The sequence below is a fragment of the Armatimonadia bacterium genome (assembly GCA_039679385.1).
GTDB lineage: Bacteria > Armatimonadota > Zipacnadia > Zipacnadales > JABUFB01 > JAJFTQ01.
On record JBDKVB010000091.1, the window covers coordinates 22,153 to 48,251 of the forward strand.

Annotated in this window: 22 protein-coding genes and 1 tRNA gene; 8 read left to right on the top strand and 15 right to left on the bottom strand. The window is 63.8% G+C overall.

Features of this window, described 5'->3' with window-relative positions:
- Positions 1 to 2 precede the first annotated feature (2 nt).
- Genes ABFE16_10510 through ABFE16_10520 form a run of 3 tightly spaced genes read right to left on the bottom strand, consistent with a single transcriptional unit; the run spans position 3 to position 4,488 of the window.
- Complete coding sequence (locus tag ABFE16_10510) at positions 3 to 2,933, bottom strand: type I restriction endonuclease subunit R (GenBank protein MEN6345726.1); 2,931 nt, start codon at positions 2,931 to 2,933, stop codon at positions 3 to 5.
- A complete protein-coding gene (locus tag ABFE16_10515) occupies positions 2,930 to 3,442 on the bottom strand; it encodes a type II toxin-antitoxin system VapC family toxin (GenBank protein MEN6345727.1) in 513 nt (170 codons plus the stop codon). Before ABFE16_10515 ends, ABFE16_10510 begins: the two co-directional genes overlap by 4 nt.
- Entirely contained in the window at positions 3,412 to 4,488 is a 1,077-nt protein-coding gene (locus ABFE16_10520) for an XRE family transcriptional regulator (protein ID MEN6345728.1), read from the bottom strand. Before ABFE16_10520 ends, ABFE16_10515 begins: the two co-directional genes overlap by 31 nt.
- A gap of 107 nt (positions 4,489 to 4,595) precedes the next feature.
- Here ABFE16_10520 and ABFE16_10525 point away from each other — a divergent pair, with 107 nt between their 5' ends.
- Complete coding sequence (locus tag ABFE16_10525) at positions 4,596 to 4,766, top strand: hypothetical protein (GenBank protein MEN6345729.1); 171 nt, start codon at positions 4,596 to 4,598, stop codon at positions 4,764 to 4,766.
- 73 nt (positions 4,767 to 4,839) lie between these two features.
- Here ABFE16_10525 and ABFE16_10530 read toward each other — a convergent pair whose 3' ends face one another.
- The 4 genes from ABFE16_10530 to ABFE16_10545 all read right to left on the bottom strand — a co-directional run bounded on the left by ABFE16_10530 (position 4,840) and on the right by ABFE16_10545 (position 9,941).
- Positions 4,840 to 6,096, bottom strand: a complete 1,257-nt coding sequence (locus ABFE16_10530; GenBank protein ID MEN6345730.1) for a restriction endonuclease subunit S — start codon at positions 6,094 to 6,096, stop codon at positions 4,840 to 4,842.
- Positions 6,093 to 7,631 (bottom strand): type I restriction-modification system subunit M, encoded by a 1,539-nt coding sequence (locus ABFE16_10535; GenBank protein MEN6345731.1) that lies wholly within the window; start codon positions 7,629 to 7,631, stop codon positions 6,093 to 6,095. The genes ABFE16_10530 and ABFE16_10535 overlap by 4 nt, the downstream gene beginning before the upstream one ends.
- A 140-nt stretch (positions 7,632 to 7,771) precedes the next feature.
- Positions 7,772 to 8,842: a hypothetical protein gene (locus ABFE16_10540; protein ID MEN6345732.1), complete on the bottom strand. Its 1,071-nt coding sequence runs from the start codon at positions 8,840 to 8,842 to the stop codon at positions 7,772 to 7,774.
- Positions 8,835 to 9,941, bottom strand: coding sequence for a hypothetical protein (locus tag ABFE16_10545; GenBank protein MEN6345733.1), 1,107 nt, complete (start codon positions 9,939 to 9,941; stop codon positions 8,835 to 8,837). Before ABFE16_10545 ends, ABFE16_10540 begins: the two co-directional genes overlap by 8 nt.
- Before the next feature lie 321 nt (positions 9,942 to 10,262).
- Here ABFE16_10545 and ABFE16_10550 point away from each other — a divergent pair, with 321 nt between their 5' ends.
- From ABFE16_10550 to ABFE16_10580, 7 genes are all read left to right on the top strand, one after another.
- On the top strand, positions 10,263 to 11,540 hold the full coding sequence (locus ABFE16_10550) for a hypothetical protein (GenBank protein MEN6345734.1): 1,278 nt from the start codon (positions 10,263 to 10,265) through the stop codon (positions 11,538 to 11,540).
- Positions 11,470 to 12,453, top strand: coding sequence for a winged helix-turn-helix domain-containing protein (locus tag ABFE16_10555; protein ID MEN6345735.1), 984 nt, complete (start codon positions 11,470 to 11,472; stop codon positions 12,451 to 12,453). The genes ABFE16_10550 and ABFE16_10555 overlap by 71 nt, the downstream gene beginning before the upstream one ends.
- A gap of 184 nt (positions 12,454 to 12,637) precedes the next feature.
- Positions 12,638 to 12,808, top strand: a complete 171-nt coding sequence (locus tag ABFE16_10560) for a hypothetical protein (protein ID MEN6345736.1) — start codon at positions 12,638 to 12,640, stop codon at positions 12,806 to 12,808.
- A gap of 17 nt (positions 12,809 to 12,825) precedes the next feature.
- On the top strand, positions 12,826 to 15,084 hold the full coding sequence (locus ABFE16_10565; protein MEN6345737.1) for a phage/plasmid primase, P4 family: 2,259 nt from the start codon (positions 12,826 to 12,828) through the stop codon (positions 15,082 to 15,084).
- Positions 15,085 to 15,333: 249 nt separating this feature from the next.
- Positions 15,334 to 15,645, top strand: a complete 312-nt coding sequence (locus ABFE16_10570; GenBank protein ID MEN6345738.1) for a hypothetical protein — start codon at positions 15,334 to 15,336, stop codon at positions 15,643 to 15,645.
- Complete coding sequence (locus tag ABFE16_10575) at positions 15,638 to 16,336, top strand: hypothetical protein (protein ID MEN6345739.1); 699 nt, start codon at positions 15,638 to 15,640, stop codon at positions 16,334 to 16,336. The genes ABFE16_10570 and ABFE16_10575 overlap by 8 nt, the downstream gene beginning before the upstream one ends.
- Before the next feature lie 151 nt (positions 16,337 to 16,487).
- On the top strand, positions 16,488 to 17,972 hold the full coding sequence (locus ABFE16_10580; protein MEN6345740.1) for a recombinase family protein: 1,485 nt from the start codon (positions 16,488 to 16,490) through the stop codon (positions 17,970 to 17,972).
- On the opposite strand, the gene ABFE16_10585 is transcribed toward ABFE16_10580, so the two are convergent.
- The 8 genes from ABFE16_10585 to ABFE16_10620 all read right to left on the bottom strand — a co-directional run bounded on the left by ABFE16_10585 (position 17,961) and on the right by ABFE16_10620 (position 26,046).
- Positions 17,961 to 18,038 (bottom strand) — tRNA-Asp (locus tag ABFE16_10585). The two genes, ABFE16_10580 and ABFE16_10585, sit on opposite strands and share 12 nt — an antisense overlap.
- A gap of 137 nt (positions 18,039 to 18,175) precedes the next feature.
- On the bottom strand, positions 18,176 to 19,063 hold the full coding sequence (locus tag ABFE16_10590) for a shikimate dehydrogenase (protein ID MEN6345741.1): 888 nt from the start codon (positions 19,061 to 19,063) through the stop codon (positions 18,176 to 18,178).
- A gap of 42 nt (positions 19,064 to 19,105) precedes the next feature.
- Positions 19,106 to 19,630: a YqeG family HAD IIIA-type phosphatase gene (locus tag ABFE16_10595; protein ID MEN6345742.1), complete on the bottom strand. Its 525-nt coding sequence runs from the start codon at positions 19,628 to 19,630 to the stop codon at positions 19,106 to 19,108.
- On the bottom strand, positions 19,578 to 20,681 hold the full coding sequence (mltG, locus tag ABFE16_10600) for an endolytic transglycosylase MltG (GenBank protein ID MEN6345743.1): 1,104 nt from the start codon (positions 20,679 to 20,681) through the stop codon (positions 19,578 to 19,580). The genes ABFE16_10595 and mltG overlap by 53 nt, the downstream gene beginning before the upstream one ends.
- Before the next feature lie 75 nt (positions 20,682 to 20,756).
- The gene (gene ruvX / locus ABFE16_10605; protein ID MEN6345744.1) at positions 20,757 to 21,170 is read right to left on the bottom strand and encodes a Holliday junction resolvase RuvX; all 414 of its coding nucleotides are present in this window, start codon (positions 21,168 to 21,170) and stop codon (positions 20,757 to 20,759) included.
- Positions 21,171 to 21,246: 76 nt separating this feature from the next.
- Positions 21,247 to 23,883, bottom strand: coding sequence for an alanine--tRNA ligase (gene alaS, locus ABFE16_10610; GenBank protein MEN6345745.1), 2,637 nt, complete (start codon positions 23,881 to 23,883; stop codon positions 21,247 to 21,249).
- Positions 23,884 to 23,970: 87 nt separating this feature from the next.
- Positions 23,971 to 25,245, bottom strand: coding sequence for an AI-2E family transporter (locus ABFE16_10615; protein MEN6345746.1), 1,275 nt, complete (start codon positions 25,243 to 25,245; stop codon positions 23,971 to 23,973).
- A gap of 90 nt (positions 25,246 to 25,335) precedes the next feature.
- Positions 25,336 to 26,046: a SigB/SigF/SigG family RNA polymerase sigma factor gene (locus tag ABFE16_10620; protein ID MEN6345747.1), complete on the bottom strand. Its 711-nt coding sequence runs from the start codon at positions 26,044 to 26,046 to the stop codon at positions 25,336 to 25,338.
- Positions 26,047 to 26,099: the final 53 nt, after the last annotated feature.

Below are 26,099 nucleotides of genomic sequence, written 5' to 3' on the forward strand. Positions count from 1 at the left end.
CCCTAGCTCACGTCCGCGTAGTGCTGGACGGCGTAGTCGACGGCGGCGTTCTTGAAGCCGCCCGGAAACAGGTTCAGCTCACGGTAGTCGTGGAGCAGCAGGCGTGCGATCTCCTGGCCCACCCGCTGGCAGGCGGCGGTGCTGTCGGTCCAGCCGGCGAACGCGTTGGCTTGCACGAAGCTCGCGATGTCCTGGGCCAGGGACTTGCATCGCTCGGGATCGGCGTCGGGTGCGAGCTCGAGGGCCTGTCGCATGATGGCCAACTCGCCGGGGGAGACCCCCTCCCGTTCGGGGGCCGCGATCGTCTCCACCACGTCCTGGATGAGGTTCCTATACTCCAGCATCAACTGGATCCCATGCAGCATCCCTTCACGCTTGGCCTTGAGGATCCGCTCCAGTCGCTCGCTCAGCCTCTCGTAGGCCGGATCGGTGCCGCGACGTATCTGGATCTCCCTGGCCACGGCCTGTTCCATCTCGGCAGCCTTATCGTCGGGGTCCCCCTCCAGGTCGTGGATGAGGACCAGGTAGTTCTCATCGATCCGGTATAAGGGCAGGTCCCGTTGTACGTCGAGGATATGGGTGTGCTCCAGTATGAGCTCCCTCGTCTTGGCCCCGTACGCTGCCAGGTTCGTCGTGTCCTCACGCTTGAACCGCTTGACGTAGGCCATGTAGAAATCGCACAGCCAAGCGTAGCTGTGCCGGTAGGCGTAGAGGTCCGGGTCCGGCATGATCGCTTCCCAAAGGGCCTGTGTCTGCCGGAACCGCCGCTCGAACTCCGCTTGCCGCTCCGGAGGGCTCTCCAGCCTCCTGAGGCAGGCCAGCAGGCACTGCACGCTGTCCTCCAGCTCGATCCCGGCGAAGTAGGACAGTGCCTCCGCGAGCGCCACCGGGAACTGCTCCTTGAGGGCGTCCCAGTCGAAGACGGCATCCTCGATCTCGGCCTCGTCGTAGTTCAGGGCGACCTGCAGGTTCTGGAAGACGCCGAAGTAGTCGACGACAACGCCGTTCTTTTTGCCCTCATGCGGGCGGTTCGTCCGGGCGATGGCCTGCAGTAGGCTGTGGTCCCGCAGTGGCTTGTCCAGGTACATGACCTGCTCGATCGGCGCGTCGAAGCCCGTCAGCAGCATGTCGCAGACGATCAGCAGTTGTGGCATCTCGCCGGGCTTCTTGAACTCCCGAATGACCGCCTCTTGGCCGGCCTTGCCGCGATGGTGCTCCCGCAGCAGGGCCTCGTCGTTCTGGCCCTCCGAGATCACCACGGTTGACGCCTCCGGCGGCAGGTGCTTGTCCAGCTCCTTCTTGACCAGGGCACAGGCCTCGCGGTCCACGCAGACGATCTGCCCCTTGAAGCCGTTGGGCTCCACGTGCTCCCGAAAGTGCTGGGCGATGTCCTCCGCTATCGACGCCACGCGTTCGGGGCTCTTCATGAGCAGCTTGAGGCGGGCGTTTTCCTTCTGGAGCCGCGTTCGCTCGGCCTCGCTGAAGTGCTCAAAGGTCTCCTCGAAGGCCGCATCCAGCAGCTCCCGCTCGATCCTCCAGCGGGCATCCCGTGGTTGGTAGTAGACGGGCACCGTCGCCTTGTCCGCGATGGCCTGGCGGATGCTGTAGATGTCGAGGTACCGTTCCTGCTTGCCCTCCACGATCGGCCCGAAGTTGCGGAAGGTGTTCAGGTGGTCGCGGTCGATCGGCGTGCCCGTGAAGCCGAACCGCTTGGCCCTCGGCATCACCCGCTGGCACTCGAGGCCGCACAGTCCCTCCTGGCTGCGGTGCGACTCATCGGCCAGCACGATGATGTTGCTCCGGTCGGTCGCCACGTCCCCGAGTTCCTGGAACTTCTGGATGGTGGTGACAAAGACGCCTCGCTTGCCGCTCTCGATGATCTGCCACAGGTCGGCGATCGAGAAAGCCCGGTCCACGTTCGGGAAGTCCACGGCCTCGAAGGTGCCGGTGATCTGCGTGTCGAGGTCCACCCGGTCGACGATGATGAACACCGTCGGCTGCTGCAGAGAGGGGTGGCGGCGAAGCTTCTGGGCGGTGAAGATCATGGTCAGGCTCTTGCCCGAGCCCTGCGTGTGCCAGACCAGGCCCCGATCGTGTTCTCCCCCGGTGACCCGGTCCACAATCTTGTTGGCGGCCCGGAACTGCTGGTAGCGGGCGACCTTCTTCACCGTGCGGTTGTCACGGGTCTCGAAGACCCAGAAGTGGGCCAGCATGTCCAGCAGGTTGTCGGGCGACAGGAGCCCCGTAACCCCGACCTGCATCTCGCAGGCCTTGGGCGGCAGACTACGCGGCCAAGCGTCCTTCCACTCTGCCCAGTACTCCGGCGGGGCGTTTGTCGCTCCGTAGCGGAACTTGAGGCCGTCCGCCGCCACGTTCAGCAGGTTGGAGGCGAGCAACTGCGGGGCTTCCTCCTGGTAGCGCACGAACTGCTTCACCGCCTCCAGCCAGTCGTCATGGGCCGTCGGTGACTTCGCCTCGATCAGCACCAGGGGGATGCCGTTGACCAGCAGCGTCAGGTCGGCGCGGATGGTCTTCGTGCCACGTACCTGATACTGCCGGGCCACACAGAGGTCGTTGTTGCCGATGTCCTCGAAGTCCACCAGCCGCACGGTCTGAGTGGGCGCACCGGGGCGAAGCTGCAGTCGGGCACCGTCCTGCAGGAGAGCCAGGAAGTTGCTGTTGGCCAGAAGCCAGTCGGGGGTGTGGTGGAAGGGACGGAGTATCTGGTCGATGACGGCCAGGGCATCTTCGCTCGTTTCGATGACGCCGAGGTTCAGCCGCAGGAGGGCGTCCACGAGGATCGGCTCCACGAAGGGGTCGGCGAGTGGGCGGGCATACCCGCGCATCTCCTTGGGTGTGCGAAAGGTCCAGCCCAGTTCGACAAGCCACTCGACGACCTGCAACTCGACGCAGTTGAGTTCAGAGAAGCTCATGTCGTCCCCCATCTCAGCAGACGTTCGTCGCACTCGTCTGCGGGCAGCCGGGCGCCCTGTTCCCTGATGGTTGTCAGTGCCCGCGCCGCCGCCCGCACCGCCAGCAACCTCCTCGCCACCAGCTCATCGAGGACCCACAGCAGACCGTGGACTTCCAACTGCTGCCCCTGCGCGGCCTCACGCAACTGGCGGTCACCTGTCAGCAGGCCCCATCCCTGCTCGATCGCCAGCAGAAGGGCGTATAGGTCCGCATCACTCGGATGCTTGTACCGGCTGCGTAGCTCGAGAAGGGCGGCACCCGACTCGGGTCCGGCGGAATGGCTGAGGAGGCCCTGGTCGAGGAGGCGGCCCGCCAGGTCCGGCCCGAGTTCGTCCACGACGGTGTCTGGACTGACGAACTCGTACCCGAGGGCGAAGACCAGGGCGGTCAACCCCCCGTTGTCCAGATCGATCCAGACGTTGGCATCGGTGACGAGGCTCAGACTCCGGCCACCTCCGGCTTCGGCCACCCCATCTCTCCTCGCAGCTCGATCAGAGACGTGTTCAGGAGGTCAGCGGCGCGGGAGACAGAGATGATGTCCTCTGCCACCGCTCGTTCGACCAGCCGCTCGAACCGCTGAGTCTGCTCGGGCCTGACCTGCTCTCCTGGCTCGCGCTTGCTCCAGCCGCTCGCCCGAAACCGCCGGGCGATGATCTGGTACTGGTTGGCAGAGATGATGTCCAGGTCTGCGAGGCGATGGAACCACGCTGCCATGCTCAGACCCCACTTGTGCTTCAGGGAGTGGATCTCCTTGAACTCGATCCGCCCCCGGTGGCTACCCACCTCTCGACGGACCGCCTCAGCCGGCACAAGGAACGCCCCGGCGAAGCGATGGCAGGCCTTCTCCGCGTCCACGTCTTCGGCCATGTGCTTTTCCAGCAGTAGGTGGCCCAACTCGTGGGCCAGCGTGAACCTCTGACGGTCACCGGGCAAGCCGTCGCCCTTTCGGCAAGCCACCACAGGGATCGTCTCATTCGCCCAGCACGAGTACCCGTCGAACTTCTCGTCCACGTCCTCGAGGAGGATGACCTTGACGCCGTGGTCCTCCAGCGTCTCGCACAGGTTCGCTATGGGGTCATGCCCGAGGCCCCAGTCACGCCGCAGGCCCTCCGCCCACTGTTCCGCCTCCTCGACACTCTTCAGCGTCCCGCTGCACGACTCGGGCCACTCGAACACCGGCATCCTGTCCGGCTCGAATACGTCCTCGGCCGCGAGGTACCGCTCCAGGAACTCCCTGATCCGGCCCTCGATCATCCCCTGGGCCTTCTTCGTGACTTTGCTGTGCTTGCGGAAGGCCGGGCACTGCACCTCCACCTGCAGTGGCCGCAGGAAGTAGCCGACCTTCACCCCGAGGGCCTTGCCCAGCCGTAGGAGCATGTCCGAGCCGGGCAGAACCTGACTGTTCTCATACTTCGAAAGGGCCATTGCCGACACGTCCACACGCTCCGCCAGCTCTCTGAGGCTCAACCCCGCAGCGAGGCGAGCCTGCTTGATCCGCTCACCCATCGACTGCATGGTATAGCTCCCCTTTCTCGATTGTCTTGGTTTACATTATAGCCTTGACGGTGACGCGTGTAAACCGTAGACTCACGAGGAAGCCCAAGCGAAGGAGGTGAGAGCAGATGGCAAAGAACGCCCCCACCGGCGATGGACATCGCCACGGAGCCGTCTCGCGACGCTCCCAGTTCGAGCTGCCAAGTGGACTGTGGGCGAAGCGAGGTACGCAAACGGGCCGCATCGTGGACGTGAAGACGTCCGGCGGCCCGTTCAAGGGAGTGCGACGTGAGAAGTAGCAATCATCTCGTCGCCTCAGGCTGCGGGGACGCCGGCACGTCCCCGCAGTTCAATCTTTCGACGGCGGCCCTGCTACACCTTCACCCGCACCTTCCCCGTCAGCAACTGCTGCATCAGGCCACGCTTGAGGGCCTGCAAGCCGGTGAGTTCTTGCTGGGTGACGGTGACGGCAGTGCCGGCCGCCTCGAGCCGGGCAGCGATATCGTGTTGCTCAATGAGAGGCGGAAGACGCACTGGTATCTCTTTGAGCACCGGAGCCTGGATTGTCTGGATTGTGGTCGCGGAAGATGCAGCCTGCAACCGCTGCTGGAACTCCGCTCCGAGCATCACGTGCTTGAGCCACAGCGGATCCACTCGCCGTCTGTCCGGCGACAGACGGATCAGGTTGGCCGTCATGTTGGCTCCGCTCAGGCAGCCGTGCACGTACCCGATCTTCCCCATCGTCCCCCGAACCGAGAGCACGAAGTCCCCCTCCTGCAGGACTGTTCGGGGGAACCGGGCGGATGTCTGTGGGGAGATGCGGCGGTATTCCGCGAAGTCATTGCTCAAACGACCATCCTCGCCGATGAGTTCGCCCCGGACCTCTGGCACGCCGGAGGCGACGTAGTCTATGTTGTAGTAGGTGGGGTATCGGTAGACTTCGTCACAGAGCTCTCCAAGCGTCGCGACACACCAGTTGGACGGGAGATGCCCCAAGTCCGTCTCCACGAACTCCGTGTGCCCGATCCCCTTGGTCAGCAGCTCCTGCATCATCCCCCGCTTGACTTCCCGCAGGGCGGCGATCACCGCCTCCGTCCGCTCGACCGCCTCGTCCACCGACCGCAGGACCGCCGCGATCTTCCGCTGTTCCGCGGGCGGGGGAAGGGCGATCTCGATCCGAGCGAACGAGTGACCGTCAACGCTCTGCACGGTGGTACCGGTCTTCACTGCTGTGCGGAGGATGTTGGTCGTGTTGGCCTGCAGTGCATAGAAGACGAAGTCACTGCAGTGGGCAGCGTCCGTGGAAAGCACCTTGATGTCCTGGTTGACGGCGTAAGGCACTGAGCACCTGGTGATCGGGAACGTGTGCCGTAGGATGCCGCTGCGAAAGACCACTGCCACATCACTCGGCTGGTAGAGTCGCAGCCCTCTGCTGGTCAGGCCGACCTCTGTTATGTGGTCTTCGGTGTCCTGTATCTGCGAGGCACTGAAGTCTTTGGGAGTCAGCCAAGGGATGGAGCCTCCCCAGTAGTCCGGCTGCGACTTGCTCGGGGTGCCGCCGCCTCGCCAGACACCCAAATCCCCAACTCGTGCGGTCGTCCAGCCTTCCGGCAAAGCAGCCTCTGTCATAGCCCCAACTCCTCAAGGTAGCCCCGCAACGTCTTCATGGCTTCCTCGCGGGCTGCCTCCGCCTCGCCCAGGGCCGCCACCGCTGCCGGCATGTCCACCGGCTCCTCCGGCTCGAAGGTGTCCACGTACCGGGGGATGTTCAGGTTGTAGTCGTTCTCGGCGATCTCGTCCATCGCCACCAGGCGGCAGTAACGCTCCTCGTCCTGCCCCGCCTCAAAGGCCGCCACGATGCGGTCCACATCCTGCGGCCGCAGGCGGTTCTGGTTCGAGAGTTCCTCGTAGTCCTTGGCGGCGTAGATGAACAGCACCTTGCCCCGTCGCTCCTGTGGCTTGCAGCGGTTGAAGAACAGCAGGCAGCCGGGGATGGTGTTGCCGTAGAAGAGGTTGGACGGTAGTCCGACCACCGCCTCAAGGAGGTCCTCCTTCAGCATCGCCCGCCGGATCTTGCCCTCGGCGTTGCCTCGGAACAGCACGCCCTGGCTGCAGACTACCCCCGCTCGGCCGGTCTCGTTCATGCTGGCGACGATGTGCTGGAGGAAGGCGAAGTCGCCATTCTTGCTTGGCGGCATGCCGTACCGCATCCGCCCGAAGGGATCCTCCTTGAGCCGCTCGTGGCCCCAGTTCGCATCGGAGAAGGGGAAGTTGGCGATGACCACATCAAAGGTGTCGATCTGTCCTTCGCCGCGAGTGAACTGCGGATCGGTGAGCGTGGAGGCCCCGCCCCGAATCTCGGCCTCCAGGTCGTGCAGGACCATGTTCATGCGGGCGATGGCCCAGGTGTTCCAGTTCCGCTCCTGCCCGAAGAGCTTCATCTTCCGAGCCCCGTCCGGCCCGTCCTGCCGCCGCACGTGCTCGGCGCTGTAGACCAGCATCCCACCCGAGCCGCAGGTGGGGTCATAGACTCGAGCTGTGGGGGAGGGCTTGAGGATGCGAACCAGTACCTGGACGACCTCACGGGGGGTGTAGAACTCTCCGCCCTTCGCGCCGGCGTCATCGGCGAACTTGAGGATCAGGTACTCGTAGGCCCGCCCCAGCACGTCCACATCCACGTTGTCGTTGGAGAGGTTGTGCGTGCTGAACTCCTGGACAAGATCGTGCAGCACCTCGTTGCCGATGCGGGGCTTCTGGATCCCGCTATCGTTGACGGTGGCGTTCCAGTCGACCGCCCGGAAGACAGCATCGAGTTGGGGGTTGGCAGAGCCGACCTCGCCCATCACATGATTGAGCTTCTGCCCAAGCTGATGGGTGGGCGTGCTGACGATGTCTTGCCAGAAGCATCCCGCCGGGATGCTGATGCGGTGCTGGTGGAAATCGGGGTCGTTCCGGATGGCCTTCCGCATCGCGGCCGTTAGCTCTGTCGTCCCCGACTGCATCTTGCGCACGGCCTGTTCGGCCTCGCATTCCCACTGGTCGGCGAGACGCTTGTAGAACATCAGGGTCAGGATGTAGTCCTTGAAGTCCTGGGAGTCGATGGAGCCCCTGAGCTTGTTTGCACAAGACCACAGGTGCGTCTCTAGTTGCTGCTGAGTTAGCATGAGTCAGTGAGTCCCTACCGTCTGATCAGATGATGGGTGCCTGCCGATGGCACACGGCCACCGGGGTGTGAGTTGTCGACACAAGGTACAGGGGCTGATGCTGAGGGCACTGTCCTGGCCAGGAGCCCTGAAGCCGTGGATCACATATCGGGATCGAATAGAGCCATCTGCTTCTGGGGCTGAGCCGTCTTTCGCGGCTTCCTGTCACGGGGGAGTTGGCTGTCTGCGAGCTTCCGCACGAATCGCCCCTGAGCATCGGTGAATGACCTGTACTCGATGTCGTAGCTGCCGGACTCGGTCTTCTTGCCGTGCCCCTGTCGGACCAACTCCTCCAGAGCGTCCCGGACCCACTGCTTCCGTGGGATGGTCCTGCAGTTCTGGCCTGCGGGCGGCAGACAGCGGGTCAGCCTTGACTGCAGGTCCCTCGCGATGGCATCGTCAGTCACGACCACGTGCGGCGACCTCTTCTTCTCTCGGCTCTCCTTGTACTGGGCGACTGTGATGAGGGACGGGAGCACCTCGTTCCAGATGACCGCCATCATGTAAGGTAGGGGTGGCGGGGAGTCATAGAAGTGCAACTGGTAGCGGGTGATCAGATAGTCGAGCTTGATGGTCAGCACCCGCCGCAGTTCCTCATCCAGTTCCGGGTCGGTTAGCCTCCCGTAGCAGCGTTCGAGACTTATCTGCTCTTCCAGATCGCGGGCCCGTTGGAAGGCGACGACGGCAAAATCCCGCTCGAACTGCAGATCACCCGCCTCGATATGTTCACTCAGGTAGTCGACCACATCGACCTTGCGGGTATGATGCACTAAGACCGTGAGGCAGTGACTCGGCAGCGGTTGCTGTGTCTGCGGCCAGCCACTCAAGCTGTCATCGTACTTCCGCATCTGCTTCTGGAGATCATCGCCCCAGTGATCCGGGTTCCTGGGGATGGTCCGTTTTACCTCGGCGACGCTGCCCCACTTGCCGCCGATGCCGACGACAATATCGGGCGTCACCGCATTGCTGGGGCATACCGCGTTCTCCTTGGAGGTCTTCAGTTTTGGCCCGATGGCGACTAGGCTGTCTGGTACGAAGTCATCCGTGTTTGGGTCCCAGAGGGCAGCATGGGCAAAGGCGAAGATCGCTTGAACGGTTGACTGGTAGTTATCGATCTCAATGTGCTTGGCCTTGGCCAGTTGATCCAGCTTGGCCTGGCGTTCCTCAGTCATGGGCTATCAACTCCCCCTCCCTGAACTGGTCCAACACGTGGCCGATCAGCCTTCCGAAGGCGGACGCTGATGCCCTGGCACCGGGCAGGATGGTGATCTCCTCGGCATCGACCACCCACACGGCGAAACTCGAACCGTCGAGGTGGTCGACCAGGCTCACGTGGAGATAGGGGTTGCCATGATAGACCGACAGAGACGAGTCGGGCAGCTTTCGGAGCTGACGGACTAGGAACTTCGCGGCTGCAACGTCCCGGAAGACTGGTTCGCCGTAGCGGATCTTCAGCGGGCGTAGGGGGAACTCGTATGAGTTGCCGCGGTCGCGGCCCTGCAGTGTCTCCTTCTCTTGGCTCAGGATCGCCGCCGACCGCAGGACTACCTGTTCCCAGACAACCGGCACAGCCGACGTTGCGGTGACAACCGCGTCCCGTCCGAGAGACCCCGCCGCCTCGCAGAATCCGGCTTCGCCTTCGTCCCAGTCGAAGCTGAAGCCGATACGTCGTACCCAACCCTTCGTCTCCGCCAGGTATAGAGACGCGTTCTCCAGCGTCCGCTGCGTCCACTTGCGATCTGACTCCCACGCACCATCTTCCGCTGCCGCATCGATCGGGGCTCGGTATGAACACCCCCGTACCACAAAGCCCGAACAGCAGTTGTCTGCAGCCACGCCCTCAAGCACCTCAAACACCATGCTCGTGTCGAGGAAGCCCCTGCCCACACTCGGGTACTCTTCCCGGAGGAAGGTTTGGTGCAGTCGTCTGAAAACACCGCTGCCGGCGGCCGAACTGAGGATACAGCAACCACCATAGATCGTCACGAAGAGCACGGGAGCATCGTGGACAGATGGGGCATCAAGCGGAAGCCCCGCAGCCCCCTGATCACTCTCGGGTCTGCCGACGGCTAGGGCCAAGTACGGGTCACCCAACAGCACCCGCCACTCGTCCCAGTGCCACGTTCGGTCAGTCGAAAGGGCAGCCTGATCCAGGTCCGCCGGCATGACGGCGAACCTGGCCGATGTCCTACCCCCTACGACGGCGTCGAGGGCGCCAAGCATGGAAGACACGTCGTGGACGTCGCGGAACCGCTCCGGGATGAGAGCCATCTGCACCGCCCTCCCACCGTTGCCTAGAGCCCTACAACGGTAGCATGACCGTACTTCTGGTGGAAGATCCCACTGTTCGCCTTGTTGGTCGTTCTCTCCTCTTCCTCTGAGACCAGCAATAGGGTACCTGACAGCCCCAACGGTGAAGCTCCTTCGCGTAGCATCTGCAGCCGCCGCCCTCAGGCTGTGACGATCGCATTACCTGTGGCCTTCTGCCTCACCACAATATGGCGTCCATCAGCCAAGATGAAGAGGTCGTCAACTCCTCCATGGCGAAGACGCATCGGTCGGTCACGTTCGCGGTGCGGTAGGAGCGCCTCGATGGAGGCGCGGCCTCTTGACCCATACATCACAACGCCGGGGGGATGTCAGTTGGCCCAAGAGTACTCGCTGAGGACGTTTCTGAGGAAGGCACCCAATGCGCTTCTGCAGAGCTACCTGACTGAGCGGTTGGGGATAGAGATCCCGTGGCACAGGCTGTCTGAGACGAGCGTCGATGAGATCATCACCGCAATCGAGAACGCCCCGGAGGCGAGCAGACGGCAAGCCGAGAATGCCTTCCGCGACATTCACGATATGGCCGACGGGAACGGCCGTCGGCTGTTCATCGAGGAGGGGCGCGACAGTCACCACAACGTCGAGCTCGCCGATATCCTGGACGCAAAGAGCGGTCATCTTGAGTGTGCGTTCTGGGTGTTCCTGACGCATCCTGCCATCTTCAACGTAGCGAGACGGTTCCACGAAGCGGATGCATTGCCCCGCCCCCGCAAACGGGACCGCCTGCCGAGTGCTGAGCCCAACACGGACAGCGAGACGGCGTGCCGTCTCGGAACAGCGATCTCCGGGTACTACTCCCATAGCGAAGGGCGAGGATACCTGTGTGAGGTCGAGCACTACCGACGCCAATACAGGCTGTACTGGTTTGCCTACCTGTCAGACTACGCCCAGAGCAACCTCACCTTCAACGACGACCAACAACTGGAGGCACGGACGCAACGGCCAGCCTTCCAGATCGTCTTTGTCTACGACCCGAGAGAACGGTCGCTCGAGATCACCCTGAAGGGCGACAAGAGACGCCTGCTTGACCTTCAGTGCATCTTCGGCAATGTGGTCTTGGGAGTGGACCTGCGCCAGGAGGATCCGTCGCGCGTCGTCTACGACTTGGCGCCGCTCATTCGCCGGGATTTCCCCTTTGATCTTGAGCCCGACGATGGGGTGGACGTCGTTAGCGTCAAACGACTTCGCCTGCGGGTAATTGGCGCAGACAACGAGCGGATCACGCTGGAGGCCGCGACCAAGGGCAACCGGAACGCTGTCTACGACTTGCTGGATAGGGTGGTCGCAAGCAAGCAACTGCCGTCTGGCCTGATGCAGGTGACCTCGGTGACGCTGTCCCTTGCTTTCAGAGCGCAGGGGCAAGAGCCGGCCCGGACAGTGACCCTTCACGTTTCCACCCCAGACTCATGCTCCCTGAAGCACGACCCGCGCCACGACCATGTCAGGGATCTGCTCAAGAGGTGGGGGATTGATGTCTCGGGACGCCCTGAAGACGATCCTGCTGATGCTCGACGCCCGGTGCAGTTCACTAATCGGGTCTGACGATGTGGCAGACTGGGGTCCCGGCGAACTCGAGGCCCTCCTCACTGCTGGCCTGTTGCGTCCAGCCGGCATGGCAAATGCGGTTGAGTGCGAGTGTGAGGCAGGTGGGCTCGAGGATGTCATCTTCGTGGACGGCGCGGAGGGAGAGGGACTGCGGGCCTACATCGTCTGCCGTGAGGGCAGCCTGGGACGTGTGAAGGTGCCTCTGGAGCGCCTGAGACGGTGGAGAACGGACCCCGCTGGTCTGGCCCGCTATCTGGCTGCCCAGTTCGACGAAGGGACGAGGGTGGACGAGTGCGTGCCTGAGCGTTTGTGGTGGCTCGGCAGACCGATCGTGGGGAACAAGCGGTGCGACCTGTTCCTTGCCCGCGGCGCCACATGGGGCGATGCGGACGAAGTCTTTGGAGCGCCAGGAGCAGCGACCGGCTGTACCAGAGCCGTGGTGCTGGTGCCGCGGCAACTGCCCACTGGCGCTCTTTTCACTCCCAGCACGCAGGTGGTCTGCTTGGGACGTGTGTTGTCTCTTGGGGACGGCGCACTGCGTGTGGACGTGAGCGTGGTACAGGATGCCATGGCGGCCGAGCAGGTCGCGGCACCACTTGGTCGCCAGCCCGTTCTTGTTATCGACGGGGTGTCGGTTGAGTACCGGAACCAAAGGGTGATGCTGAGCTCACTGCCATTGCAGCTCCTCAAGGCCCTGGCCCACAAGCCTGGAGCCCTGTTGTCTCACTTCGAGCTGGCTGAGGCCGTCTGGGGGGATGCGGGGACGCAGTACCTTGACCAGCTCAGAGGCCACGTGAAGACGGTAAACGACGCCTTCATCAAGGCAGGCAGCACCACGAGACTGATCAGGCCCAAGAAAGGAACCGGTTACCTCCTCGACCTGGGCGCCGAGCAGGTGTCATGCGACTAGTCACCGACACTCCGCCGTCCCCTCGGTTAGCAAGCCCACTCCCTCCCAAGCACTTCGTCAGCCCCCAACAGACAAACAACGAATAACGAACGGTCCTCCGACGCACGCCTCGGCGCGTTCCGCTATTCTACCTCTGTCACCGACCGAACCACAGGGAAGACGGAGTGGAGCCGTGCAGCGGGATATGGCAACGGCGTTCAGCAGCGACACCCAACGCTTCTGGCAGCAGCGTGGTGTCAAAGCTGTTTCCCCGGAGGACGCTCGCGAGGCGATCCGCAATGTGGCGGCCTTCGTCGACTTGCTGGCACTGTGGGACAAAGGTGTCGCGGACGAGTCAGAGCGACAGGCGGAATAACGAGAGTGGGTGCAACGATGACAGGGAGACAGACGAAGTGGGCGATGGTACCAGGGGAACTGAAGCGCGAACGGCGGTGGGTCTGCTGGGTCTACGAAGACCGCAATGCGAAGCGGACCAAAGTGCCCGTCGTGGCGGCAAGGCTCTTCCGTGCAGATGGCGGGCCGCGCCGGGCATCCTGTCGGGATCCTCGCACCTGGCGCAGCTTTGCAGAGGCCGCCGCCAACGCGAACCGTTTCGAGGGCATTGGCTTCATGCTTGGCAATGGGTTTGCCGGCATCGACCTCGACCGTTCACTGAGCGCGAACCAGTCGCTCGAGCCCTGGGCAGCACCCATCCTCAGCATTGTCCAAAGCTACACGGAGGTCTCCCCGTCACAACACGGGCTCAAGATACTCTGTCGCGCCCACAAGCCCCGCGACGCTGGACCGAAGGACAGCGGCAACAGGAAGCCAGTCGAGGGCGGGGAGGTCGAGTGCTACTGGGAGCGACGCTTCTTCACGATCACCGGCCAGCACTGGGCAACAAGCCCGCTGGCAACCACCGACTGTGGCGATGCGTTTGCAGGCGTCTGGCGTCAGTACGTCAAGCCCGCAGGCCAGGACGACGGCCATCGGCAGTCAGACAGAGCCGGCGGCCTGAGCGACGCAGACCTCCTTGCGAGAGCGAGGACATCGAAGAACGGCGCCCAGTTCGTTGCGCTCTTCGATCAGGGGGACACGTCCGCGTACCGACGGACCAACGAGGACGGGACCGCCAACGATGGCGCAAGCGAAGCCGACCTTGCGCTGTGCAACCACCTCGCCTTCTGGACAGGAGGCGACGAGGCTCGCATTGACCGTCTGTTCAGGCAGTCAGCCCTCATGCGCAGCAAGTGGCTCCGCGATGACTACCGCGATGGTACGGTTCAGAAGGCCATCCGGAATGCTCGCGCGACGGTGTCGTACCGGAAGCGCTGTACCAACGAACAGCGCGGGTCGTACCAGGCTTCCGCACCCCGGGGGGGCGCCGGAGACCCCGTGAGTGCTTCGCGGCTCGCTAGCGCGGTCCTGAAAGCAGACTCCTTCGCAGTGGATGAAGGCAATGCGCTCTACTACTTCGACCATGGACGCTATCGGTCAAAGGGCGAGCGCCGCATCGCGAGCCGTGTCAAGCGCCTGCTCACGACTTGGGGGCAGAGTGACAAATGGAGCAGCCGCAAGCAGTGTGAGGTGGCCGAGTACATCCGAGTTGATGCGCCTCGTCTCTGGTCCGTGCCCCCACTGAACGTACTGAACTGCGGCAACGGCCTTCTTGACCTGGCCACGGGCGAATTCCGCGAACACGACCCGAGTTTCCTATCGCTAGTGCAGCTTCCGGTGCAGTACGACCCCGACGCCACCTGCCCCGCTTGGGAGCGCTTCGTCGAGCAGACCTTCCCCGACGACGCCCTGGGGCTGCCGTGGGAGATCGCCGCGTGGCTAATGACGCCCGACACATCCAACGAGAAAGCCCTTCTCCTGCTTGGTGAAGGGGCTAACGGCAAGTCAACCTACCTGGCGGGACTGATGGCCTTCCTCGGCAACGAGAACTGCACGAACCTCAGCCTTCAGAAGCTGGAAACTGACCGCTTCGCCGCAGCCAGGCTCGCAGGCAAGCTCGCGAACATCTGTCCTGACCTTCCCTCGGCCCACCTCGCCGGCACGAGCGTGTTCAAGGCCATCACCGGGGGAGACCGGATCGACGCTGAGCGCAAGTACGCTGAAGGCTTCTCCTTCGACTGCTATGCCCGCCTCGTCTTTAGCGCCAATCACCCTCCACAGTCTGCCGACGCTTCGCCGGCGTTTTTCCGGCGGTGGTTGTGCGTTCCCTTCGCGCGGACCTTTGAGGGGAGCGCGGCAAGGAACCGCGGCGAACTCGACGCAGAGCTTGGGGCCGCCAAGGAGCTTTCTGGAGTGCTCAATCTCGCGCTTGCCGCCCTGCCTCGCGTTAGGTCGAAGGGACTCACCGAAGCGACGTCCATGCGAGAGGCAATGGGCGACTTCCGAACGGTCACCGATCCCTTGGTGGTATGGCTTGAGAGGGAGGTGGTACGTGGGTCTAGGCTGCTGACCCCCAAACGCCAGCTGCACTCCGCGTACAACGAGGCCTGTCAGAAGGCGGGTCGTCCTGTGACCACAGAGAAGTCCTTTGGCAGCGCGTTGCGGCGTTTCATGCCAGGCGTCGAGGAAGGACAACGTACCGTTGGTGACAGGCTGCAGTGGTGCTGGGTGGGGATCGGGCTTCGCTCCGCATAGCCCCAACGGCGTTCACGCGGTTCACGGGGTTCATCACGCACATGTTCAGCGCACGCACCAGAGGGCCGATGGACACGGGGGACAGCCCTGACATGGCCAATGGTAACAGGCAACGAGACCCTGTGAACCCTGTGAACCCTGCGAACCTGGTATGTAGTCTTGCTCTGGTCAGCAACCCGGGTGTCACGCAAGCTGTGCCACAGCAAGCGGGGCAGTCGCGAGAGCGTAACACAAAGGAGGGGCCACGTGATGGGTTGGGAGACGCGCAACGGGAAGGGCAGCTACTACACTCGGAGCAGACGGGTCAAGGGCAAGGTGGTGCGTGAGTATGTGGGCACTGGCGAGGCAGCACAAGTGGCTGCCGTGAACGACGCGCGCGATCGCGCAAAGCGTCTCGAGAACGCAAGGGCGTTCGAGGCTGCGCGCGCACGGTTCGAAGTCGTGGAAGCAATGACGCAAGTCTTCAGTGCAGTGTGCGACACCGTGGCCCAGGCCGCACTGGTTGCAGCCGGTTACCACAGACACAACCGAGGCGAATGGAGGCGCAGACGAGATGGCTGACAGGCAGTCCGAGCGTGGTTCTATGCAACAGGCTCTTTTGGAGGCGGCAGCAAGGAGAGCAGAGGGTGATATCACGGCGCTCGCCGGATATGCCGACCAGATCCAGGACCTGATCTGCCGGTCAGAGGCGGGTGATGAGGAGGCGGTGTCCCGTCTACGCCAGGTCCTCACCCGGTGTCCCGAGATGTGGCACTGTTTCGGCGACTTCGGGCACGTAGCCGAGGACGCTGCCCTGAAGATGGTGTCAGGCGGGAACCTATTGCTCCGGGAGGGCTTGAGGCGCCATCTGGCAGAACTGAGACAGAAGCTTGCAGAGCCCGGGGGCTCGCCGCTGGAGGCATTGCTGATAGACCGCATAGCCCTCTGCTGGCTGCAGGCTCAGAATGCGGACATCCATGCCACGCAGATGCCCAAGGGAACAGACGGGCGTGAGGAGGACTTCCGGCAGCGCCAGCAGGACCGGGCGCACCAACGCTTCATATCGGCCTGCCGGGCTCTCGCCAACGTGAGGAGGCTACTCAGACCGCAGGTCACACAGGTGAACGTCGCAGAGCAGCAGATAAACATCGCCCAGTCAGTGGCCAACTCGGCTCAGCCGGGGCTGCTGCGGACTGACGCCGGTAGCTCCGAGGATGCCCAGCCATCGCCCTCGCTTGCAGACCCCAATGGGGTCACGAGCGACCGCGAGTGACCCGGCCCTACGCCCCCTGTGTCCAGCCTCGGCCACAAGTGGGAAGGACCCACAGGCGCGCAAGAAGAAGACCATTGTGAGCCCTGCTCGCTAGGGTAGTCAGCAGCGCTCTGCAGAGCACGACGGTCTACGTCGGCAGTCGGGGGAGCGAATGATGAAGGCGACACCTCGAAGCAGCGGCACCCCAGTCGTTATCTACGCCCGTGTCTCCAGCAGGGAGCAAGCTGATGAGGGCTTCTCCATCCCGGCTCAACTCAAACTCCTGCGCGAGTATGCCTCCGACAGAGGCTTCGACGTCGCGCAGGAGTTTGTGGACGTGGAGACGGCCAAGCAGGCGGGGAGGCCGGCCTTCGGCGAGATGGTGGAGTTCCTGCGCCGACGCCAGAAGACGTGCAGAACCTTGCTGGTCGAGAAGACTGATCGCCTCTACCGTAATCTGCGGGACTACGTCACCCTCGACGACCTGGACGTCGAGGTCCACTTTGTCAAGGAGAGCTTCGTGCTCTCTGATGACAGCCGGTCCACCGAGAAGTTCATGCACGGGATCAAGGTCCTCATGGCGAAGAACTATGTGGACAACCTCGCCGAGGAAGCCAGCAAGGGGATGAGGACAAAAGCCGAGCAGGGCACCTGGCCGTCCTCAGCACCGCTGGGGTACCTCAATGTGCGATCTGGCGACAGGCGCGGTATCGCGCTGGACCCGGAGCGGGCCGGCACCATCAGGCGCATGTTCGAGGTGTACGCGTCAGGTAACTGCAGCCTGGAGGAGATCCGCGTGCGCGCCATTGCCGAGGGGCTTATGACGAGACGCGGCAGCGCGCCGTCGAAGAGCACGATCGCGCGGGTACTGAAGAACCCCTTCTACACGGGGCAGTTCCAGTGGGGAGGGCGCACCTACACAGGGGATCACACGCCCCTGGTCTCGGCTGAGCTTTTCCATCGAGTACAGGAGGCCTTCCGCCAGGGAAACCACCCCGTCCACGAGAGCAAGCGGTCCCTCGCCTACGCTGGGCTCATCAAGTGCGAACGCTGCGGTTGTGCGGTCACGGCGGGTGTTCACAAGGGGAAGTACGTGTACTACCGCTGCACGCGCGCGCGAGGTGACTGCAGGGCTCCACTGATCCGTGAAGACAGGCTGGAGGGCCTCCTGGGCGAACTCGTGCAGCGCGTGCAGATCGACGAACAGACCATCGACTGGGTCGCTATGGCCCTCAAGGAAAGCCACCGCGACGAGAAGGAGCACCATGCAGAGCAGGTGGATCACCTACAGCGAGAACTGACGAAGATCCAGGCTCGTATGGACAGGGCATACGAGGATAAGCTCGATGGCAGGATATCCGAGGACTTCTGGCAGCGGAAGAGCAGTGAGTGGCGAGCCAGTCGACTCGAGCTGCAGGCCGCGATCGAACGGCACCAGAGAGCGGCAGAACTGTACCTTGAGGCAGGCGTGCAGGTGCTCCGCCTGGCCATGCGGGCGTACCCCCTCTGGCTCCATCAGCCCCAGACTGGGAAACGGAAGCTGCTGGATATCCTCCTCTTAAACTGCACCTTCGATGGCCAAACCCTAAGGGCCACATACAGAAAACCCTTCTGCTGGTTGGCAGAAGGGTCATTGCGTACTGTATGGCGGGGCTGACGGGACTCGAACCCGCGACCTCTGGCTTGACAGGCCAGCACTCTAAACCGACTGAGCTACAGCCCCATATTGATACTGCGGAAAGACCAAAAACGCTCGCTACTCGCTGCGAGCAGGCGATAGGTTACCATACGCCCCCGAGGCTGTCAAGCTTATTCGCGCAGTGCTCGGGCGAATTGTCTTGTGCCCCCGCAAGTGCGGCTCTATCGAACCGCCTCACGAACCTCAAGAGCCTGAACCAGGGCCGCTCGCATCACCTCAACCGGCGCCGCCTGCCCGGTCCATAGCTCCAAAGCGATGGCGCCCTGATGCACCAACATTCCGACTCCCTCGACGGTTCGCGCCCCTGCCTGTCGTGCGGCCTTGAGCAGCACCGTATCACGCGGAGTGTAGACCAGGTCGCACACGCACTGTCCCTCATGGAGCCACTCCGGAGGGATCGCCGGTGCATCGTCGACATGGGGGAACATGCCACAGGGGGTGCAGTCGATGATCACTTGCGCGTCCCGGACGGCCTGCTTAGCCTCCGGCGAATCCAGTGCCGCCACCGAAGCCTGCACCGGCGTGTTGCGACTCACCAACTCAGCCACGTCGCGAGCGCGAGCCGGAGTGCGGTTGACGACGGTGACCGCTGCAGCTCCGGCAGAAGCGACGGCATAGGCGACTGACCTCGCAGCTCCACCGGCACCTATGAAGGTGACGCGCCGGTCGCGCACCTCTTCGCCGGCCTCACGCAGCGACCGCAGGAAACCCTCACCATCAGTGTTGTGGCCGTGGAGCACGCCCTCGCGATTGACGATGGTGTTGACCGCCCCGAGAACCTGCGCGGCCCCCGAGCGTTCGTCCACCAACCGCGCCACAGCCTCCTTGTGCGGCACCGTGACGTTCAGGCCGACCAGGTTCAGCGCTCGTAGTCCCTCCAGGGCCTGCGGGATCTGTTCCGGCGCAACCTCGAAGGGCACGTAGATCCAGTTGAGGCCGAGGGCCTCGAGCGCGGCGTTCTGCATGGGAGGTGACAGGCTGTGTCTGACCGGCCAGCCGATCACGCCGACCACACGGGTTGTGCCGTCCACTTCGGTAAGCAGACGCATGGGTGGATGCCTCGGAGGTGGTGGAGCCTGTGGTGTGGAGTTTCAGGACCCCTCGGGCAGGAGCCCCATCCTGCGGAAGCGGCGAAGGAGGAGCCGCTCCACGGCTCGTGAAGGCTTGGTCCCGAAGAACTCGCGCTTCTGCAGCGGCTGAACCCAGACGGTGAACAGCCCCAGTCGGTTGCCGCCGAGAACGTCGGTCATGATCTGGTCGCCGATCATCGCCGTCCGGCTGCGGTCGACGCCGAGGAGCTGAAGCGCTGCCAGTATCCCGCCCGGGAAGGGCTTGCGGCCAAGTCCCCACCGACCCACGGCCGGGATCGCCAGGCGGTCGGCCACACGGTTCAGACGACGTGGGTGGATGCTGTTGGAGACCATGCACACCTTGAAGCGTGCGGTCGCCTGCTGCACCCACTCCTCGCAACCGGGAGCCGGTTCCTCGCTGTGCCAGGGGCACACGGTGTTGTCCAGATCCAGGAGCAGCGCCTCAAGTCCGTGGGTGGCGAGGTCGTCTAGACTAAGGTCCTGTAACCGGCGGACTACCAGCTTGGGCGTTAGGTTTGACAGCACGGTCCGACCCTCCGCGTGCAGAGCTTTCAGCGCGCGCCTTGGCGGCGAGATGCTCCTGGTAGGTGGTTGAAAAGGTGTGCGTCCCGTCCCCGTTGGAGACGAAGTACAGCGCCGAGGTCTTCTGCGGATACACAGCGGCCTTGAGCGAGGCGTCACCCGGGTTGCAGATGGGGCCCGGCGGCAGGCCACGGTTGATGTAGGTGTTGTAGGGAGAGGGTGTCCGGATATCCCTATAGGTAAGCCGGGCCTTGTGCTGCGGCAGGATGTACTCGACGGTTGCGCAAGACTCCAGCTTCATGCCGCGGCTGATGCGGTTGAGGAAGACCTGGGCGATGATCGGACGCTCGGCGTCCTTGACGGCCTCCCGCTCAACGATGGAGGCCAGAGTCACCAGCTCATGCGGCGTCAGTCGACGCGTCTTGATGGGGTCCTCATACCTGCGGACGAAGCGGGTGAAGAACTCGCGGAACATAACCGCGACGATCTGGTCCGCCTTGGAGCCCGCCTCGAACTGATAGGTAGCGGGGAAGAGGTAACCCTCCGCCGACTTGGTGGGGAGGCCTATGCCGGTTGCCTGGCGGTAGGCGTCGGCAGTCGCCGCAGCCCTGATCTCCTTCGCCCTGGGCAGCCACTGGCCGCCCTCAACCTTCCCTGCCTTCTCGATGCGGTCGGCGATCTGAGCGATAGTGAGGCCTTCGGGAAGGGTGACCTTGATAGTCCAGGTCTCGTGGTTACCGAGCTGCCTGGCGATCTCCTCGGCGTTCTTGCCGGGCTCGATCCGGTACAGACCGGGCCGAAGCTTGCTCTCGATGCCGAGGCCGCGCATCGTGCGCTTGAACTGCCAGGAGCTGCGGATGATGCCCTTCTTGGCCAACTGCTCCGCCACCGGCCCGGCCTTGGCGCCCTCCTTGATCTCGAAGAGCATGAACTTGTCGCCCGGCCAGTGGCTCGGAGGCGCAAGCAGATAGCGCTGCACTCGCGGGGCGATCACCCCGAAGCCGCAGACGATGAGGATAACCAGGACAGCGAAGGCCAGCAGAAGGCGTTTCATCGGACGAACTCGACCTCAAAGCACGACTTACCGCGTTGGTGTAGTCGCCGCTGCTGTGACCGACGAGGCCACAGATCAGGGCAGGGAGTCCAGGTAGCTTTGCAGGATCAGGGCGGCTGCGACCTGATCGATCTTGCGGCGACGCTCCATCCGAGAGACGTCGGCCCCGATCATGGTGCGCTCGGCGATGGCGGTCGTCATGCGCTCGTCCCACTCGACGATGGGCAGCGCCGTGCACTCGCGAAGCAGGGCGATGAACTCCTCGATCTTGTGGGCCGCTATCTCGCGCTCGCCCCGAAGACTCACGGGCATGCCGACCACGATTCGCTCGGCCTCGTACTCAGTCGCCATCTCGGCCAGACGCGCAGCATCGGCAGCGGCGTCCTCTGAACGAAGAACAACCCCTGCAGGAGAGGCGATGGTTCCCAGAGGATCGCTCACCGCGACGCCGACGCGCTTCGTTCCGATGTCATAGGCAATGGTACGCATGGCAGGACCCGTCGTTTGCACAGTTGGGACAAGCCGCACGCGGACCCGGTTGGACGGACCGTGTGCGGCCTGGAAGTTACTTGAGTTGCCCCTTGAGAACCTCGGCTGCAGTGGCGAGAGCATCCTCGAGCTTGTCAGGCTGCGTGCCGCCGGCCTGGGCGAAGTTCGGTCGGCCGCCGCCGCCGCCACCACAGGCAGTGGCAACGGCCTTGATGAGGTTACCGGCGTGCGCGCCCTTCTTCACCAGGGGATCGGCGACCTTGCACACGAGGCTGACCTTGCCATCGTCCGAGGAGCCAAGGACCGCAATGCCTTCTCCGAGCTTCTCGACGATCATGTCGGCCAGCGATGCCAGGGCGTCGCGGTCGGCGCCGGGGATCTGTGCCGCCACCAGGCGGACTCCACAGACCTCGGCAGCAGCGGAGACCAGGTCATCAAGGTTCGTCGCTGCCGACATCTCGCGGGCGGCTTTGAGCTGTGCCTGCAGTTCGCCGATGCGCTTGTGCAGACCCTCAAGGCGGTCCGAGATCTCCTCGGGCTTGCAGTTCAGCGACGCGGCCACCTGGTCGAGAGCCGCCTCACGAAGGCGACCAAGAGCCAGGGCGCCTCGTCCCGTCACGGCCTCGATACGGCGAACCCCGGCCGCCACACTACCCTCGTGCACCACGCGGAAGATGCCGATCTGACCGGTGCGATCGCAGTGCGTTCCACCGCAGAGCTCGAAGCTGACGTCCTCGACACGGACGGCACGGACGATGTCTCCGTACTTCTCACCGAAGAGGGCCATGGCACCCATCTGCTTGGCCTCGTCGATGGGCATCTCCCTGGAGCAGACCTCTGCGTCCTGCATGATCCAGGAGTTCACCAGGTCCTCGACCTTGCGGAGTTCCTCCGGCGTGACCGCTTCGTGGTGCGAGAAGTCAAAGCGGAGCCGCTCGGGAGAGACGAAGGACCCGGACTGGGCCACATGATCGCCGAGCACCTGACGCAGGGCCGCCTGGAGCAGATGGGTCGCCGTGTGATTGCGGCGGATGTCCCAGCGGCGTGCCCCATCGACCTTCGCCGTGACCTTCTCACCGAGCTTGAGCTGCCCCGTGGTCACCTTGCCGACGTGGAGGATGGCCGCGCCGAAGACCTGCGTGTTGGCGACCTCGAAGCGTGCCCCTGCAAGCTCGAGCACACCTGTGTCGGCGACCTGTCCACCCTTCTCGGCATAGAAGGGCGTCGAGTCGAGCACGATCCCGGCCTCGTCGCCGGCGGATACGACTTCGACCTGCGCCTCGTCCTTGACGAGGAGAGTGATGGTGCCCTGAGCCGCCGTGTTGTCGTACCCCGTGAAGGTCGACTCGCCCGCGGCAGTTGCCAGAGTTGCATCGGCATGGAGTTCGAGCCCGTGAGCTTTGCCACGAGACCGTTCGCGCTGCTCCTCCATGGCGCGACTAAGGCCCTCTTCATCGACGCTGAGGCCGCGTTCGGTGGCCAGCTCGCGGGTCACCTCAACGGGGAAGCCGTAGGTGTCGCTGAGCTTGAAGGCAATCTCGCCAGGGATGGTGGTCGAGGAGGACTTGGACAGGTCCGCTGCGATCTCCTCGAAGAGCGCCAGCCCCTGCTCAAGCGTGGTGTCGAAGCGCTCTTCCTCGCCCTGGAGCACCTTGGCCGTGTAGTCCTGGCGGGTCAGGATCTCAGGATAGGTCTTGCCCATCGCCTCGGCGACTGCGGGAAGGGCGCGGTAGAGGAAGGGCTTCTGCGCTCCCAGTTGGCGGCCGAAGCGATACGCCCGACGGATGAGACGACGGATCACGTAGCCGGCGCCCTCATTGGAGGGCACCACGTTGTCTGCAATGACGAAGGCGACGCCGCGGATGTGGTCGGCGATGACGCGCAGCCCCATGTCGAGCGCAGGGTCCTGTCCATATATATAGGGTGTCTCACGGTCTTCGTTGATGATCCCCAGGGCCGTGGACAGCACATGCCACAGCTCGTCGGTCTCCATGGACCACTTCTTGCCCTGAAGGACCAGGCCCAGGCGCTCCAGGCCGCCTCCGGTGTCGATGCCCGGCGCCGGCAGCGGCGTCAGTGCGCCATCCTCGGCCTCGGTGAACTGCTGGAAGACGAGGTTCCATAGCTCGAGATAGCGGTTGCAGTTGCAGCCGAAGTCGCAGCCGCCGGGGCAGCCGAACTCGGGGCCCAGATCGATGTGAATCTCGGTGCAGGGACCGCAGGGGCCCTCCCAGCGTGCCTTGGGCCACCAGTTGTCTGAGCGTCCCCAGCGTTGGATGCGTTCCTTGCGGATGCCGATGCGCTTGTGCCAGATCTCCTCGGCTTCGTCGTCGTCCTCGAAGACGGTGATCCACAGCGGCTCTGTGGGGATCTTCACGACTTCGGTGATGAACTCCCAGGCGAAGTCGATGGCGCCCTGCTTGAAGTAGTCGCCGAAGGAGAAGTTGCCGTACATCTCAAAGAAGGTGTGGTAACGGTTGAACCGACCGACGTCGTCGATGTCGCCGGTGCGCAGGCACTTCTGCAGGCTCGTGACCCGCGGACCGGGAGGGTTCTCGAGGCCACGGAAGGCGCGCAGGTAAGGCTGCATGCCGGCGACGGTGAACAGACTGGTCGGGTCATCGTGCAGGACCAGCGGAGCGCTGGGTCGGACGAGATGTCCTCGCTGCTCGAAGTAGCTCAGGAAGGTCTCACGAATCTGCTGGATCGTCATGGCTCGGGCTGTCCTCATGCTGAGAATCGTTGAGACAGGCCGCCGGCCTGTCCCTGAGTGGTTCAGAACGGGTGTTGGTCAACTGCTCTAGGTATCGGTGGGCGGCGTCTTCGTCTCCGCTGGCCGGGCGGTTGTGTCCTCTGTCTCCTCATCGCTCTCGCGGGCGAGGCCGACGGCGTCCTCAATCCTCTCGGTCACCCGACCCAGAGCCGAGAGCGCCATGTGCGCTGCGCGCTGGAGGTCAAAGGCCAGCGGTGCAGCCTTGCCGGGCTTCGTCTCGACCTCCTGCAGCGGCAACCATCGCGCGAGAATGATCTTGATCGCTGCGGCCGCGGGAGTGGCGATGATCATCCCCGGGACACCCAGGACCTGCACTCCGGCCATGAGCGCAAAGATGATGACCAGGGGATGCAGTCCCACCTCGCGCCCCAGGACCCTGGGCGTAAGGATGTTGTCGCAGACGAAGTTGATGGTCGTCATCGCCGCCATCGCGCAGACCGCGGAGATCACCGGATCGTGGGTCGCGGTGATGTAGCCAATGATGATCGCGGCTACGTTCGTCAGGAAGGCGCCGATCCACGGGACGACGTAGACGACACCGGCCAGGACGCCGACCACAAGCCCATACTGCGTGCCGAAGATGCGACCCAGGACGAAGAGTGCCAGGGTGGCCAGCGAACCCATGATGAAGCACATGGTCGCCTGGCCGCGAAGGTACTGGCCCAGCATCACGTTCACGCGGCGCCCGATGTCGGCAACGCCGTCGCCGGTCTCCTTCGACAACATGGCGCGCACCGACCGGCGGAAGGGGTCGATGAACAGCATGAAGTTCAGAGCGATGAAGAGGACCATGAGCAGCAAGCCGAGAAAGGACACCGAGGCCAACAGAGTGTCGCTGATGAACTTGAGCAGCGAAGGCAGCCTCTCCTGGGCCCAGCCCTGGGCCTGGGTCATCTTCTCGTCCACGAAGGCCATGACGTCGTAGTCCGGGAAGTGAGCGCTCAGGTAGGCCCGTGCCCACTGTTCACAGCTCTCATAGCCCTGGACGATCTCCGCGTTGTACTGCGGCCACTGCTTGACAAGGTGCTGGGTCTGCAAGACCAGCGCCGGAATCCCCCAGGCGCCGACGGCGAACAGGATGCAGGCAAAGACGACCATCGTCAGTGCGACGGCCTGGCCCCGCGACCACCCACGTGTCTCCAGGCGGTCGAGGAGTGGATCGAGGACGTAGGCGACCGCGAAGCCGGCAGCGAAGAGCCACAGGGTCGGAGCTATCCGCTGCAGCACCCACATGCTGGCGCTGGCAACAAGAATGCCGACGCAGACCGCAGACATCAGTTGGAGCCAGCGACGCGAATCCACGGACCCCGGTCACCTCAGGTGCGGTAGCGGTGCGCAAGCGCCTCGTCACGCCAAGACCTTGGCTTCGGCGTGGCCCGACGCACCGCAGAGCTATCGGTCTTTGCCCATGATACGACGCAGTTTCTGCAAGGCCCGGTGCTGCAGTCGCGACACGTGCATCTGGGAGATGCCCAGACGATCGCCGACTTCCTGTTGCGACATGTCCTGGAAATAGCGCAGGAAGAGGATGACGCGCTCACGGTCGGGCAACTGGCGCAGCGCCCGGCGCATCTCATCTTTCTCACCGATGTCCTCAAGGTCAGGATCAAGGGAGCCGGCTCGTTCCGACTCGGGCACCGTCTCTTCGCCCGAGTTATCGGCGGTCATGGCGTCGATGCTCAGGAGCTCATACTGACGCCCCACTTCGATCGCCTCAATGACGTCCTCTTCCTGAACACCCAGTGCCTGCGCCAGCTCGGTATAGGTTGGTGAGCGTCCGTGAGCCTGCGAGAGACCCTCGCTGACCTTCCGCGCCTTGAGGGAGAGCTCCTGGACCCTGCGCGGCACTCGCACTCCCCAGGTTCGATCGCGGAAGTACCGGCGGATCTCGCCCTTGATCGTGGGGACGGCGAAGGTGGCGAACTTGGTTCCGCGGAGCGGGTCGAAGCGGTCGACGGCGTGGATCAGCCCCACGTGGCCGACGCTCACGATGTCCTCATACGCCTCGCCCGAGGACAGATACTCGCGGGCGACGTGGCGCACCAGCCCCTCATGGCGCTCGATCAGGTAGTCGCGAAGCTCGGGATCCGAGCTACTACGCAACTCCCTGAAAAGCTCATTGGTTGACATGGCATCCCAACGAGGTGCCAAAGCAC